The 14,683-nt window shown below is 52.2% G+C and carries 12 protein-coding genes; 10 read left to right on the top strand and 2 right to left on the bottom strand.

Annotated features, from left to right (window positions below; all coding sequences use genetic code 11):
- The first annotated feature begins 29 nt into the window (after positions 1 to 29).
- The 3 genes from T320_RS12005 to T320_RS11995 all read left to right on the top strand — a co-directional run bounded on the left by T320_RS12005 (position 30) and on the right by T320_RS11995 (position 3,191).
- A complete protein-coding gene (locus tag T320_RS12005) occupies positions 30 to 1,607 on the top strand; it encodes a DEAD/DEAH box helicase (protein WP_026761217.1) in 1,578 nt (525 codons plus the stop codon).
- Between the two features lie 119 nt (positions 1,608 to 1,726).
- Entirely contained in the window at positions 1,727 to 2,389 is a 663-nt protein-coding gene (locus tag T320_RS12000) for a hypothetical protein (RefSeq protein ID WP_037356162.1), read from the top strand.
- Positions 2,390 to 2,483: 94 nt separating this feature from the next.
- Positions 2,484 to 3,191, top strand: coding sequence for a hypothetical protein (locus tag T320_RS11995; protein WP_156032846.1), 708 nt, complete (start codon positions 2,484 to 2,486; stop codon positions 3,189 to 3,191).
- Between the two features lie 122 nt (positions 3,192 to 3,313).
- Here T320_RS11995 and T320_RS11990 read toward each other — a convergent pair whose 3' ends face one another.
- Positions 3,314 to 4,576: a purple acid phosphatase family protein gene (locus T320_RS11990; RefSeq protein WP_051608771.1), complete on the bottom strand. Its 1,263-nt coding sequence runs from the start codon at positions 4,574 to 4,576 to the stop codon at positions 3,314 to 3,316.
- A gap of 5 nt (positions 4,577 to 4,581) precedes the next feature.
- Positions 4,582 to 5,277, bottom strand: a complete 696-nt coding sequence (locus T320_RS11985) for a TVP38/TMEM64 family protein (RefSeq protein WP_037356155.1) — start codon at positions 5,275 to 5,277, stop codon at positions 4,582 to 4,584.
- A gap of 150 nt (positions 5,278 to 5,427) precedes the next feature.
- Here T320_RS11985 and T320_RS11980 point away from each other — a divergent pair, with 150 nt between their 5' ends.
- From T320_RS11980 to T320_RS11950, 7 genes are all read left to right on the top strand, one after another.
- Complete coding sequence (locus T320_RS11980; RefSeq protein WP_037356151.1) at positions 5,428 to 6,687, top strand: hypothetical protein; 1,260 nt, start codon at positions 5,428 to 5,430, stop codon at positions 6,685 to 6,687.
- Between the two features lie 53 nt (positions 6,688 to 6,740).
- A complete protein-coding gene (locus tag T320_RS11975; RefSeq protein WP_051608817.1) occupies positions 6,741 to 7,493 on the top strand; it encodes a glucosaminidase domain-containing protein in 753 nt (250 codons plus the stop codon).
- Positions 7,494 to 7,523: 30 nt separating this feature from the next.
- The gene (locus T320_RS11970; protein ID WP_026761210.1) at positions 7,524 to 9,146 is read left to right on the top strand and encodes an ABC-F family ATP-binding cassette domain-containing protein; all 1,623 of its coding nucleotides are present in this window, start codon (positions 7,524 to 7,526) and stop codon (positions 9,144 to 9,146) included.
- 40 nt (positions 9,147 to 9,186) lie between these two features.
- The gene (locus T320_RS11965) at positions 9,187 to 10,785 is read left to right on the top strand and encodes an ABC1 kinase family protein (RefSeq protein ID WP_026761209.1); all 1,599 of its coding nucleotides are present in this window, start codon (positions 9,187 to 9,189) and stop codon (positions 10,783 to 10,785) included.
- Positions 10,786 to 10,797: 12 nt separating this feature from the next.
- Complete coding sequence (aroH, locus tag T320_RS11960) at positions 10,798 to 11,160, top strand: chorismate mutase (protein WP_026761208.1); 363 nt, start codon at positions 10,798 to 10,800, stop codon at positions 11,158 to 11,160.
- Between the two features lie 160 nt (positions 11,161 to 11,320).
- Entirely contained in the window at positions 11,321 to 13,324 is a 2,004-nt protein-coding gene (tkt, locus tag T320_RS11955) for a transketolase (protein WP_037356145.1), read from the top strand.
- Between the two features lie 277 nt (positions 13,325 to 13,601).
- The gene (locus T320_RS11950; RefSeq protein ID WP_037356143.1) at positions 13,602 to 14,678 is read left to right on the top strand and encodes an HD-GYP domain-containing protein; all 1,077 of its coding nucleotides are present in this window, start codon (positions 13,602 to 13,604) and stop codon (positions 14,676 to 14,678) included.
- The last annotated feature ends 5 nt before the right edge of the window (positions 14,679 to 14,683 follow it).

The following is a 14,683-nucleotide window of genomic DNA, read 5'->3' as shown; positions in this document are numbered from 1 at the left end:
TACTATTTATAGATTTTTGGAGGAACTTTTTGAAACAGGAACTTAAAAACTTTGGTGAGATTGAACTTAGCCGTAAGGTGCTGCAGGCGCTTAGAGAGATGGGGTTTGAGGAACCTTCCCCCATTCAGGCGCAGACCATTCCGCTTACGCTGGAAGGCCATGATGTGATTGGTCAGGCGCAGACGGGGACGGGCAAGACGGCAGCTTTTGGCATTCCGACGGTGGAAAAGATGGCCGAGAAATTCCATAAGGTGCAGGCGCTCATTCTGACGCCGACCCGGGAACTGGCCATTCAGACTGCCGAGGAACTCAATAAAATCGGCAAGTTCAAGCGCGTGCGTACACTGCCCATCTACGGCGGGCAGGCCATTGACCGTCAGATTCGTTCGCTGAAACGCGGTGTTCATGCAGTAGTGGGTACGCCGGGGCGTCTGTTGGACCATTTGAACCGGGGCACGTTAGACCTTACCAATGTCCAGACTTTGGTGCTGGATGAAGCCGATGAAATGCTCGATATGGGCTTTATTGATGATATTGAAAATATCATCCGTCAGATTCCGGATGGCCGGCAGACCCTGCTGTTCTCCGCAACCATGCCGGCGCCCATTGAAAAGCTCTCCCGCCGCTATATGCAGCATCCGCAGCGCATTACCATCACCAAGGAGAACCTTACGGTTCCTCTGATTGACCAGCTTTATTACGAAACCCGCGAAAAGTTTGAGGGCCTCTGCCGGGTGCTGGATGTGGAAGAAACCGGCAAGCTCATTATCTTCTGCCGCACGAAGCGTGCCGTTGATGATTTGACGGCTTCGCTGGATGCCCGCGGCTATTCTGCCGGCGGCCTCCATGGTGACCTTTCTCAGATTCAGCGTGACCGCGTGATGAAGCGTTTCCGCGAAGGGCGCATCGACATTCTGATTGCGACGGATGTAGCGGCTCGCGGCATTGATATTGACGATATTACCCATGTCATCAACTACGATATTCCACAGGACCATGAATCCTATGTGCATCGCATTGGCCGCACGGGCCGTGCCGGCCGCAAGGGTGTGGCCATGACCTTTATCGAGCCGAAGGAATACCGTCAGCTGCGTCTTATCATGAAGCTCGCGCATACGAAGATTCAGCGCAAGGAACTGCCGACGGCTTCGGATATGCTGGAACGGCAGAAGGACTTGGTACAGGAGCGTCTGATTAAGACCCTGCAGCAGAATCATTATGATGATTACCATGAAATCATTTCGGATGTGGCTGCCGAAGGCTTTGATATGGTGGATATTGCCGCTGCGGCTTTGAAACTTTCCTTGGAAGGCTTTAAGGATGAAAAGAGCGATAATAACGGCTTCGGTGATACCGGCGGAGCGCCGGGCATGGTGCGCCTGTTCCTGAACATCGGCCGCAGCCAGAAAATCCGTCCGGCAGATATCGTGCGGGCCATTGCTGACGAAGCGGACATTCCGGGGGCTACCATCGGGGTCATCAACATCTACGACAAGTTCACCTTCGTGGAAGTGCCGGAGGATGTGGCAGAACGGGTTATGAACACGATGCACCGCAATACGGTGAAGGGCTATAAGGTGAATGTAGAGCCTGCCCGCAAACGTTGAGATAAGGCGTTTAACGGAAATACGCATTTTGTCATTGGCAAAATGGGAGCAATCGCGTTATAATTAGAGAATGAATTTAGGAATCCCCATTACTGTACGATAGAAAGAGGTAATGCAAGATGAATAAGAAAGCAAAGATTATTACAGCCTTAGGTCTTATGGGAGTTCTGTTTATGGGAACTGGTATGCAGCAGGTTGATGCCAAGGACAAGGCACCGGCAAAGACGGAGCAGCAGGCGAAGAAAACTTCGAATGCAAGCCAGGTTAAGAACAGCTATGTGTACACCAGCAAGGAATTTGGCTATACGCTCAAATGTCCAAAGAAACCCAATGTCATTCCTGCCAGCGCTTTGTATGAAGGCAAGGAAGGGGAAATTCTGGTTTTTGACAATGAAGGCTACAATATCAAAAATGCCTGGGTCATCATCAAGAATGCCTTTGATGATAAGAATGTGCCGGATTTGAACAGCCTCAAAGAGGAAGAGGCCAAGCAGTATCTGGCTAACCTGATGGCCACCAATCCTTATGAGAGTGTGGTAATTGTCAATCGCACCGGCAAGGAACGAGCTGTCTATGCCTTTACGGCTAAAGAGATTGCCTTTGACAGCACTGGCGATGGCAAGCCGGATTCGATAGCTAAGGCAGACAATCAGGAGATTGTTACCTTCTTCCGCGGCAACAAGGGCGGCTGCTACTCCATGCGACTGATGGATAATCCCGAACTGCGGAGCGAGGCAGTGGATTCTTTCCAGCAGGGATTTGCCAGCTTTACGGAAAAATAATATAATTTGTCATAAATTCGGCAGGACTTTTTGATTGTCCTGCCGAATTTTAGTTTGTGTTAGAGAAAAATTTAGGCGCAAGCCATTGGGGGATATGGTTATAATGATGTATCGCAGCAAAGCGGCTGGTATGGCCGTGTTCATTGGCATGATAATGGCAGGAAGTCTTGTTCAGGCGGCAGAGGGAACGGTGTCTACTGTGGATTCACAGGAACTGTTCCGTTCCCGCTTGGTCACGGATAACAAGGGCTCCAATGCACCGCAGGCGGCTAAGGCGGTGGATGAGGCAGTAAGCAATCTGCCCCAGCTCAATTCCCGGCTGCGGTGGTCGGCGGTGAAAACTCCGGCGGAGCTTGAAGAAGAAAAAAAGGCTGCGCAGCGACAGAAAAAGGCCATTCCCATAATTATCACAGCAGCGGATATCGACAAGGAACGGAAGGCGAAGAAGAAAGGGGAAAAGACGGATACCCCTGCGCTGATTTCGCCACGGCCCATTCAGCCGCCACAGATAACGCCGGTACAGCAGCCAGCGCCGAAAAAGCCAGCGACTCCGTCTGTACCTGCTGATGCTTTGGAACTGCCACCGATTCAGCCGGTAAGCGCTGCACCGCAGCAACAGGCTAAGCCGCAGGTTAAGGCACAGGAAACGGCAGAACTGCCGCCGATAACGCCGGTGGGGCAGTCGGCAGTGCCGGTGGAAACCATTATGGATGCCATTGTGGAGTCTACCAGCATCGAGTTGGTAATCAATGATATCACGAACAATAGTGTGGAACTGCCTGCGATTCAGCCGGTAAGATAACGTTCTACATAAAAAGAAAAGACGCCCGGTGGCTGATAATACTTTCCCTCTGCTTATGCAGGCTTGCCTAACGCGACGGGAAAGTATTATCAGCCACCGGGCTTAGTTTTGTTTAAGATGGCTTAGGCATGAACGATTTCAGTGGTTTCCACATGTTCACCTGCTATGGTGTAGCAGGTGACGGTCAGCTTTTCCTGGCTGGCGGTGAGCAGCAGGTAGTTGTTGGGGGTGGGCTGGTAGATGGCTGACTTGTCAAAATTCTTGTCGGCGGGGACGTTGTACTGCTGGTTGCCAATGGGACCGCTCATGATGTAGACGGGACCCTTGTCGGCTGGCTCCAGCTGGTAGATATGACCGCGATTGCGGTAGGTGTGCATATGACCGGTCAGCACTAAGTCGATGTTGAGCTTGTCGAAGAGGGGCATAAAGGCGTAGCCAACATCGCTGAGGCTCATCATGGTTCTGGAGCCTTGCTGGTATTCATCATAGGCCAGCACATCCTTGTGCATGAGTACCACCCGCCAGCGGGCCGGGTGATCTTTTACATCCTGGCGCAGCCAGGCTTTTTGTTTTTCGAGCAAATCCGGATGAAGGTCTTGAAGTTCCAGCATCTGGGTATTCAGCACGATGAAATGTACGGGGCCGTAATCGTAGGAGTAATAATAATTCTGCAGCTCCGGAGTGCCGTTGGCAGGCAGGTTATAGCTGAGTTCATAGCGGCGCGGGCGGCAGAATTTCCAAATCAGGCTGTAACATTCGTGGTTGCCCATCACTGGAACAAAGAGATGGCCGGGCAGAGCATCTGCGACAGCGGCGAAGAAATTCTGCCATTGCCATTCCTGCTGGCCATTGTCTACGATATCGCCGTTAATGGTAAAGAAATGAGCTTCCGGATGACGCTGCCATGCGGTGCGGAAGTTTTCGCCCCAACCGGCGTAAGTCTGCCCGCATTGGGAATCGCAGAAAATCAGCGCGGAAAAATCCGTAATCTCTGCCGGTGCTGTGATAAATTCCAGCCAAGGTGTGGCCACGTTCCCCTGCCAAATGCGGTAATGGTAAGTTGTTCCCGGCGTCAGGCGCTGCAGGTAAACGGTGTAATAATAATTGGTAACGCGGTCTTCGGTCAGGCTCTCCATGGCGACGGGCAGGCTTTGGCTAGGCGCTCCGTCAGCCTGATATTGCAGGCGGCAGTCCTCGAGCGGCGTCTTGCTCTGCCACATGATGGTGCGGGACGTGCGGGGGTCGCTGGTGATTAACTGGCGCAGTGCTTCAATGGGCAGCGAAAAGTTAGCGGCAGCAGCCAGTCGGGGGAAGAAGCCGCCAAGACCTAACAGGAGAATGATTTTCCCAGTTAAAAAAAGAAACCTACGGCGTGAAAGCTGCAAAGTAATCACTTCTTTCTCTGTTCGTGGCGTTCATAGAGCCAGGCACCGACGATAAGAACGATGGCAAAGATAATCACGACAATCATCCGCGTGGGGTCCTCCTGATGGGTAATGGCATCGTGGCCGATGATGGCTTCGATACCTGTGGAGGGAAATTTGCCCACGAAGGAGGCGATGACATAATCCCGGAACTTCATGGCGGACAGAGCGCCGATGGCGTTGAGCATCACCGAGGGAAGATAGGGAACCATGCGGGCGATGAGCATGACGACAAAGCCACGGCTGCCACTGTACTTGTCAAGATCGGACAAGGTCTTGTGACGGTTGATGATTTTTTCTGCCGCTTCCCGGAAGAAAAAGCGCAGCAGGATAAAGCTAAAGGCCACGCCGACAGTCTCGGCCACTACCGACAGAAAGATTCCCCAGCCGATGCCGAAAATCAAAGTGTTGGCGGTGGAAAAGATAATGGCGGGCGGAAAGCCCAGCGCATTGACAAAGAGGGTCAGCAAAAAGCTGAACACCACTGCTCCGGAACCAAACGAGGCAATGTAGCTGGCAGTCTCCTGAATATCACCTCGGGCCAGCAGGCCGCACATATGCGGCAGGAAGGCAGGATTCAGCAGATGGATGATGACAAAGAGCAAAATAATAGCAGCTAATGCGCCGAGTTTTACCACGTTCAAGGATTTCGTATTTGACAAAGGAATTCCTCCCAGACAAGATTTAATGAAGTTATGTTTAGTATAGCACGAATGGGGGCAGAATTTATGAAAAAGATATGGTGAAACTGTCATTTTTCTCTTTCCTGTGGTAAAATAGGATTGATATACTATGTGGAGGGTGAGCCGTTTATGAAGTTTAGCCGGGATATTTTCGCGGGGGCAACCATGGCGATGTCATCCTTGGCGGCTTTTACGGCAACCGCCTTCATGTGGCAGCTGGCCGGCATGGATTTTGCCGCCAGCTTTACCGTCAGCGTATTGCTGTCTCTGGCGGGAACATTGTGGCTGGCGCATGGCGGCTATGATTTGGTGCTGACGCCGTCCTTGACGGTGACAGGCTATCTGGTATTTATCGCCGCTGTTTCGCATGGCTTGGGATGGCAGACGGTTCTGGGAAGCTGCGCTTTGGCGTCTTTGCTGGGCTGGGCATTGTGGCATTTTGCGGGTTCTGCTCTGCGCAGGGGCTGGCCGCAAATTTTTTCCTGGGGAATTCAGCTCGCGCTGGCTGTCTTTATCATCAGTCTGGGGCTCAAGCTGGGGCGCATCGTCATCACTTCTTCCTGGCAGGTGACCATGCTCGGGGATGCCGCTGACCCGCTGATGTTTTGGAGCATGGCGGGAATCGTGCTGACGGTGGCACTGATTGCCGCAGGCTGGCGCATTGCTCTGTTTGCTGGCATGGCTGTTACGGGACTGGTTACCTTCGGCGAAGGCTTTTGGGTGATTCCTGCTGCGCCGTTTTTTCTGCCGGCAGGTCTGGATAAGGTACTAGGCCAGCTGGATTTTGCGGCTGCGAGCAGTCAGGATACAGTGTTTTTCTGGATTACGGTGCTGAGCCTGACGGTTATGCTAAGTGTTATTCATGGGAGCACTTTGCAGGCATTTTGCCGGGAGAAAGAGACAGCTGTGGGCATAAAAAAACTCTTTGCCCTCGGAGTGCTGGGCGTTCTGTGTGGGAGTTCGCCTTTGGTGGCGTCACCGGCTTCGGCGGCCAAGGCTGAAGCGGAAAACAGTCGGCGGGCGGTACTGGCAGCCGGAGCTGTTTTTGCACTGGCTATCTTCTGTGAACCGGTAATTGTGGCTATCGCCGATTTTCCGGCCATGGTGGTGCCTGTGTTGGTGGGCAGCGGCTTTTGGCTGTTGCTGGAAACTGTAAAGTCCTGTCCGTTATCGCAAGCGGAAGAGGACAGACGGGCAGAAATCCTGTCCGTCTGTGTCATGGCTTTGCTTTTGCCTTTGACCGGGAATTTTGCCACGGCTTTAGGCAGTGCTGTTATTGGCTATGCTTTGTTTATGACCATGGCAGGCAAGGCCCGGCAGGTGACGAAAATAGTCTGGTTAATAAGTGGCATTTTTGCCCTTTATTATAGCTATGGAAGTATGTTTTGAGTAAGTTAAGGAGTGTACTGTTCGTGATTTTTAACCGTTGTTCAAGAGTGGTTATGGCTGGCTTTTTTGCTGGCAGTCTGGCATTGGCGCTGCCACATTATACAGAGGCTCGTCATCTGGCTATGAATCCGGAAATGGAAACCAAAGTGGATACCAATCACAAACTCAAAATGGGAGGCAGCAGCACCCGCACCGTGGAACGCGGGAAGCAGAGCCTTGAGGATCGTATTGCGGTCATTCTGCATCCTCCTGTGGAGAAGCAGGAAACGGGTTTTCGGGTGCCACAGACCATGTCGGCCTATGATGATGCCATTATCGGTACGCCACTGGCCAGTCAGGAACAGTGCGTAAAATACCTTCTGAGTGTCAACCCCCAGCCGGATATTTCCGTATCGCCCAAGGAACTTGTTTCCTACTACTATGAGGAAGGAGCCCGGGAAGGGATTCGTCCGGATGTGGCCTTTGCGCAGGCATTGAAGGAAACGGGCTTTTTCCGTTACGGCGGTACGGTAACGCCTGACCAGAACAATTACTGCGGCTTAGGAACCACCAGCAGTGATGTGAAGGGCGCATATTTCAGCTCTGCCCAGATGGGGGTGCGTGCCCAGATTCAGCATCTGCTGGCCTATGCTTCCACCCGCAAACCAAGCGAGCCGGTGGTTGACCCCCGCTATGGACTCGTGCGCAGCTCCTATGGTGCGCAGACCCTGAACAGCTGGACTGATTTGAATGGCCGTTGGGCTGTGCCGGGCTATTCTTATGGCCAGAGCATTATGAGCATGTTCCGGGAAATGTTATCGAAATAAGTTTGGTATAGAGAGGATAATTAATACTTTATGATTACGACAAACAATGTAAGCTTACAGTTCGGCAAGCGTGTCCTGTACAAGGACGTAAACTTGAAATTCACGCCGGGGAACTGCTACGGCATTATCGGTGCCAATGGTGCCGGTAAATCCACTTTCTTGAAGCTGTTGTCCGGGGAAATTGAACCGACCGGCGGCAATATCGAAATTACCCCGGGTGAGCGCCTGGCTGTATTGCAGCAGGACCATTATGCCTTTGATGATTACGAAGTGCTGCGCACGGTTATCATGGGGCATAAGCGTCTGGTGGAAATCATGGAGGAAAAAGATGCCCTCTATGCTAAGCCGGATTTCTCGGAAGAAGACGGCATGAAGGCTTCGGAACTCGAAGCTGAATTTGCGGAACTCAACGGCTGGGATGCAGAATCCGAAGCGGCCCGCCTCTTAAATGGTCTGGGCATTCCCGAAGAGGAACACACCATGAAGATGGCAGACCTCACGGCCAAGGAAAAGGTGCGTGTACTTCTGGCACAGGCACTCTTTGGCAATCCGGATATCCTGCTGTTGGACGAGCCGACCAACCATTTGGACGTAGAAAGCATCAACTGGCTCGAAGACTTCCTGGCTGGTTTTGAAAATACCGTTATCGTGGTATCCCATGACCGTCACTTCCTCAATCAGGTCTGCACCTATATCTGCGATGTGGACTTCGGCGCCATTCAGCTCTATGCCGGTAACTATGACTTCTGGTATCAGTCCAGCCAGCTGGCCCTGCAGCTGCAGAAGGAGCAGAACAAGAAGGCCGAGGAAAAAATCAAGGAACTGCAGAACTTTATCGCCCGCTTTGCGGCTAATGCTGCTAAATCCAAGCAGGCTACCAGCCGTAAGAAGCTGCTCGATAAAATCAAGGTCGAAGACATCAAGCCGTCTTCCCGCCGCTATCCCTACATTGCCTTTACGCCGGACCGCGAAGCAGGCGACCAGCTCCTGCAGGTGGACGGTATCTCCAAGACCGTTGACGGCGAGCAGGTGCTCAAGAATGTCAGCTTCACGCTGAAGCGCGGTGATAAGGTGGCTTTCGTTGGCCCGAACAGCATTGGTAAGACCATGCTCTTTAAGATTCTCATGGGCGAGGAAGAACCGGATGAAGGTACGTTCAAGTGGGGCGTAACGACTACGCAGGCTTATCTGCCGGCAGATAACTCCGCTTATTTTGACGGCGTGTCCCTGTCGCTGGTAGACTGGCTGCGTCAGTATTCCAAGGATCCGGATGAAACCTTTGTGCGCGGCTTCTTAGGCCGTATGCTGTTCTCTGGTGAGGAAAGCCTCAAGAAAGCATCGGTACTTTCCGGTGGTGAGCGCGTACGCTGCATGCTGTCCAAGATGATGCTCTCCGGCGCTAATGTCCTGCTGATGGACGAGCCCACCAACCATCTGGATTTGGAATCCATTACCGCACTTAACAACGGCCTTATCGCTTTCGGCGGCACGGCGCTGTTCGTATCCCATGACCATGAGTTCGTGCAGACCATTGCCAACCGCATTATCGACATTACCCCGGATGGTGTGGTAGACCGTGTAACGACTTATGATGACTTCCTGGCTAATGAAACGGTAAAACAGCAGTTAGCAGAGAAATACGGCAAGAAGTAAGCAACATACAATCAGATCTACGACTAAAGGAGCCAGTGCTATGCTGGGACAATTCTTTAAGAAAAGTGAAGATGCCGGTACCGCCAACCGGTTGAAGGAAATGGTGGCGGTCCTGCGGAAGCGGGATGTGGTCAAGGGGGTAACCCCCGAAAAGCTGCGGCAGATTCTTGAGGACCTGGGGCCGACTTATGTGAAGCTGGGGCAGGTCATGAGCATGCGTCCGGACTTTTTGCCGCCGGAGTACTGCGATGAGCTGATGAAGCTGCAGACTGAGGCCAAGCCCATGCCTTTTTCCACCGTGGTGGAGGTTATTGAGCGGGAATACAACCGCCGCTGGAATCAGGTGTTCTCCTTTATTGACGAGGAAGCCATTGGTTCTGCCAGCATTGCCCAGGTTCACCGGGCAGTGCTCACCACAGGCGAAAAAGTAGTGGTGAAGGTGCAGCGGCCGGGAATCTACGAAATCATGAGCAAGGATATCGTCCTCTTGAAGCGGGCGGCTACACTGCTCAAGGTGGTCAGCCGTTCTCAGGATGTTATCGACTTCAATATGGTGCTCGATGAGATGTGGACCATTGCCAAACAGGAAATGGACTTCCTCATGGAGGCTGACCATATTGAAGAATTTTCCCACCTCAATCGGGATGTGGACTATGTGACATGTCCCCGGGTGTTCCGCAATCTATCCATGCAGCATATCCTGGTCATGGAGTATGTGGACGGTATCTGCATTGATGACTTTGCCAAGCTCAAGGAACGGGGCTATGATATCAATACCCTGGGCCGCCGCTTGGGGGAAAATTACGTGCGGCAGATTATCGAGGACGGTTTCTTCCATGCTGACCCGCATCCCGGCAATATCTGGATTCGCAATGGCCGCATTGTCTGGCTGGACTTGGGTATGATGGGCAGGCTTTCCGGCCGTGACCGGGCGGCTATCCGCAAGGCAGTGTATTCGCTGGCCCATCACGATACCTTCGAGATGAAGGCCGCGGTGCTCTCACTAGGGATTGCCAAGGGGAAAATCAACCATACGGCTCTTTATCAGGATATTGATGCTATGCTGGCCCAGTACAGCAGTCTGGATTTCAGCGAACTCCAGATGGGTGTTCTGACCCGTCAGATTATGAACCTCATGCGGGTGCATAAAATCGCCTGTCCGCAGGGACTCTCCATGTTTGCGCGGGGCGTGCTGACGGTCGAAGGGGTCATGCGTCTCTGTTGCCCCAAGGTCAGTTTTGTGGAGATTTTTGCCCGGAGCCTGGCAGTGGATTACAAGAAGAATTTTGACTGGAAGGACGAAATCGAAAAGGCCAAGCAGGAGGGCTTGATGCTGCTCAAAAAATCAGCCCAGCTGCCGGAGCAGATTTCCGATATCCTCAAGATGACTATGAGCGGCCAGACCAAGGTGAATCTCGATGTGACCGGTTCGGAAGAACCTTTGCGGCATCTCGACCGTATGATTAACAAGGTGATACTTGCGGTGCTGGTGGCAGCGTTGCTGCTGGGTTCCAGTACCATCTGTACCACCCAGATGACACCGAAAATCATGGAAATCCCTCTATTGGGCTTTTTAGGATATTTGATAGCATTTGTACTCAGTCTAAGAATTATTTGGGAAATTCATAAGGGAGCATAGGAGGAATGACTTATGAGAGGTATTCGCGGCGCGATTGTCGTAGGTGAAAACAAAAAGGAAGAGATTTGGCAGGCGGCTAAGATGCTGTTGTCACAGATTTTGCGGCGCAACAAGGTGAAGCCGGAGGATATTGGGGCTTGCATTTTCAGTTCCACCAGCGACCTGACGGCTGGTTTCCCTGCAACGGGAGCACGCCAGATGGATGGTTTCGATAAAGTGCCTCTGTTTGACACTCGCGTGCCGGAGGTGGATGAATCCATGGAGCGCTGCATCCGTGTACTTTTGCTGGTCGATACAGACATCAAGCAGGCAGATATCCAGCATGTTTATATGGGCAAAGCACAGGAATTACGCCCGGATTTGCGGAACTTCTAAGTTTCGTTTTTTGAAAACGTAATTATCAATAATCGTTTGTTAAAATATTATAAAAGAAATTAATGGGAAATGCGCAAAGGGTCTGTACATTTCCCATTTTTTTTTGTAGAATGGTGTTTGTATGTAAAAGAATCTTTTTTCAGGTAAGGAGAGATACACATTGAGTAACATCGATACCACTTGTGTAAATGCTATCCGCGTTCTGGCAGCTGACGCTGTTCAGAAAGCAAATTCCGGTCATCCCGGCCTGCCGCTCGGCAGTGCTCCCATGGCTTATGAGCTCTGGGCTAACCATATGAACCATAATCCGAAGAACCCCCAGTGGGCTAACCGCGACCGTTTCATTCTGTCCGGTGGTCATGGTTCTACGCTGCTGTATTCTCTGCTGCACTTCTTCGGTTATGGTCTGACCATGGATGACATGAAGAACTTCCGTCAGGATGGTTCGCTTACGCCGGGTCATCCGGAGTACGGTCATACGATCGGTGTAGAAGCTACCACTGGCCCCCTCGGTGCAGGCATGGGTATGGCCGTTGGTATGGCTATGGCAGAGGCACATTTGGCTGCTGAATTCAATCAGCCCGGTTACGATGTAGTTGACCATTATACCTTCGCCCTGGGCGGCGACGGCTGCATGATGGAAGGTATCTCCTCCGAAGCGTTCTCTCTGGCAGGCACGCTGGGTCTCTCCAAACTCATCATCCTCTACGATTCCAACAACATTTCCATCGAAGGCAGCACGGATATCGCCTTCACGGAAAATGTGGAAAAACGCATGCAGGCTTTCGGTTTCCAGACGCTGACGGTTGAAGATGGCACGGACCTCGATGCTATCGGTAAGGCTATCGAAGCTGCCAAGGCAGATAAGGAACATCCGTCCTTCATCACCGTTAAGACCCAGATTGGCTACGGCTGCCCGGCTAAGCAGGGCAAGGCCAGCGCTCATGGCGAACCGCTCGGCGTAGACAACGTCAAGGCCCTCAAGGAAAACCTGGGCTGGCCGGAACCGGAAGCAACCTTCAACATTCCGCAGAATGTTTATGACCATTATCAGGAAAAGGCTGCTAAGGGTGCAGAAGCAGAAGCTGCCTGGAATAAGCTCTTTGCAGATTACTGCGCTAAGTTCCCGGAACTCAAGGCAAAATGGGATAAGTTCCATGCACCGGTTGACGCTCAGGCTCTGCTGAACGATGAAAGCTTCTGGGCTTATGAAGACAAGGCACAGGCTACGCGAGCTGTTTCCGGCACGATGATTAACCGCCTCAAGGATATTCTGCCGAACCTCTTTGGCGGCAGTGCTGACCTGGCTCCGTCCAATAAGACGGACATGAAGGATGCCGGTGATTTCTCCAAGGCTAACTATGCTGGCCGCAACCTGCACTTCGGTGTGCGTGAACTGGCTATGGCAGCTATGGCTAACGGTATCACCCTCCATGGCGGCCTGCGCAACTATGTAGCAACCTTCTTCGTGTTCAGCGATTACATCAAACCGATGGCACGTCTGGCTGCGCTGATGGGCCTGCCTGTGACCTATGTTCTCACGCATGACTCCATCGGCGTTGGCGAAGACGGCCCGACGCATGAACCGATTGAACAGCTGGCTATGCTCCGCTCCCAGCCGAACATCAACGTATTCCGTCCGGCAGATGCCACGGAAACGGCAGCTGGCTGGTACCTGGCTGTGACCAGCGAAAAGACGCCGACGGCTCTGGTACTGACCCGTCAGAACCTGCCGCAGCTGGCCGGTTCCTCCAAGGAAGCCCTCAAGGGTGCTTATGTGGTATCCGAAGCAAAAGATGCTGCCAAGATGGACGGCATCATCATCGCTTCCGGCTCCGAAGTTTCTCTGGCTGTTGATACGCAGGCTAAACTGGCTGGTGAAGGCGTGGATGTCCGCGTTGTTTCCATGCCCTGCATGGACCTCTTCGAACAGCAGAGTGCTGACTACAAGGAAAGCATCCTGCCCAAGAAGGTTCGTGCCCGCGTAGCTGTGGAAGCTCTCAGCGACTTCGGCTGGGGCAAATACGTTGGCCTGGATGGTGCAACGGTTTCCATGGAAGGCTTCGGCGCTTCCGCTCCGGCAGCTGTGCTCTTCGAGAAGTTCGGCTTTACGGTTGACCATGTGGCTGAAGTTGTGCGCAAGGTTGTCAGCGACAATAAATAAGACTCAGGTGTTGGTTTACATCTGATTGGATAAGACGCCCGGGGGCTGATAATACTTTTCCTTTGCTTATGCAGGCTTGCCTAATGCGACGGAAAAGTATCATCAGCCCCCGGGCTTATTTCGTCCATTACACATCTATTATGCTAAGGTGCCCGCAAAATATTAGGACAAAATCCCGCTGCCTAAATATTTTTGTGGCAATACGGCAGGGAATGCGCTATAATCGAAGAAGAAAATACCGATAGAATCGGATTTTAGTGGGAGAGGATGAGGACGAGTGTTGAAGGTATATGCAGTGGAAGGCTTGCGGGCTGGCATGGTTGTCGGCCGGGATATTGTGGATGAACAGGGAAATGCCCTCATCAGTACGGGAACCACATTGACGAAGGAAATGATTTACGGGCTGCTGGACAGGCCGATTTTTTCCGTGTATGTGGAAGAAGAGGACCCTGTGGTGGGAGTTCCGAGCAAGGAAAACTTGCTGGATGATGATTACCTCAACTGCTATGAGTGGGTTTATCAGCAGTTGGAAGTTATCTTTGATGGGCTGGTGCAGCGGGGCGAGTTCAGTGCCAATGCTTTGCAGCGCATCATGGATGAGAAGAATTTTAACGAGCTTTGCGATGGTGCCAAGGCGGTGTCACAGATTCACAATATGGGACAGGAAGGCTCTTATCTGGTGCATCACTGTCTCCATGTAGGGATTCTGGCCGGGCTTATGGGGCGCTGGCTGGGCTGGTCGGTGCTCGACCAGTACAATTTGGTCATTGCCGGTCTGTTCCTCGATATCGGCAAGATGCAGGTGCCGAAAGAAGTGCTGGAGAAGCAGGGCAAACTTACCGATGAGGAGTTTGAACAGGTCAAGCGTCATTCCCAGTATGGTCATGACCTGCTGGCAGGAACCACGCTGAATGCCAATCAGGATATCATGCAGGGCATCCTGCAGCATCATGAACGCTGCGATGGTTCCGGGTATCCGCTGCAGCTTAAGAAGGAAACCATTTCCCGCTTCGGCAGGATTCTGGCCATTTTGGATATGTATGATGCCATGGCCAGCGACCGTGTCTTTGCCAAACGCCGTTCTCCCTTTGATGTGTTTGCCACCCTTTATGATGATATTTTGGATGGCAAGCTGGATACGGAATACGGTGTACTCTTCATCAAGCATCTCTGCCATGCCCTGAATGGCAACTGGGTGCGCTTAAGCAATGGCGAGAAGGGCCAGATTGTTTATCTCGATGAAAGTCGTGTGCGTTCCCTGCCTGTGGTGCAGACGGAAAAGGGTGAATTCATCGACTTGAACAAGAATAAGGATATCAAGGTAGAGTGCATCCTCACGGCCAACGAAGTGTGAGGCTG

It is taken from the genome of Selenomonas sp. FC4001, from assembly GCF_000701565.1.
GTDB lineage: Bacteria > Bacillota > Negativicutes > Selenomonadales > Selenomonadaceae > Selenomonas_A > Selenomonas_A ruminantium_B.
This window is presented reverse-complemented; position numbering and strand designations above follow the sequence as displayed.

What these genes read in the sequence shown, in the direction of transcription:
- T320_RS12000 (WP_037356162.1), top strand. Translation starts at nt 1,727, where the DNA reads ATGAATAAGAAAGCAAAGATTATTACAGCCTTAGGTCTTATGGGAGTT.
- T320_RS11995 (WP_156032846.1), top strand. Translation starts at nt 2,484, where the DNA reads ATGGTTATAATGATGTATCGCAGCAAAGCGGCTGGTATGGCCGTGTTC.
- T320_RS11980 (WP_037356151.1), top strand. Translation starts at nt 5,428, where the DNA reads ATGAAGTTTAGCCGGGATATTTTCGCGGGGGCAACCATGGCGATGTCA.
- T320_RS11975 (WP_051608817.1), top strand. Translation starts at nt 6,741, where the DNA reads ATGGCTGGCTTTTTTGCTGGCAGTCTGGCATTGGCGCTGCCACATTAT.
- T320_RS11970 (WP_026761210.1), top strand. Translation starts at nt 7,524, where the DNA reads ATGATTACGACAAACAATGTAAGCTTACAGTTCGGCAAGCGTGTCCTG.
- T320_RS11965 (WP_026761209.1), top strand. Translation starts at nt 9,187, where the DNA reads ATGCTGGGACAATTCTTTAAGAAAAGTGAAGATGCCGGTACCGCCAAC.
- aroH (WP_026761208.1), top strand. Translation starts at nt 10,798, where the DNA reads ATGAGAGGTATTCGCGGCGCGATTGTCGTAGGTGAAAACAAAAAGGAA.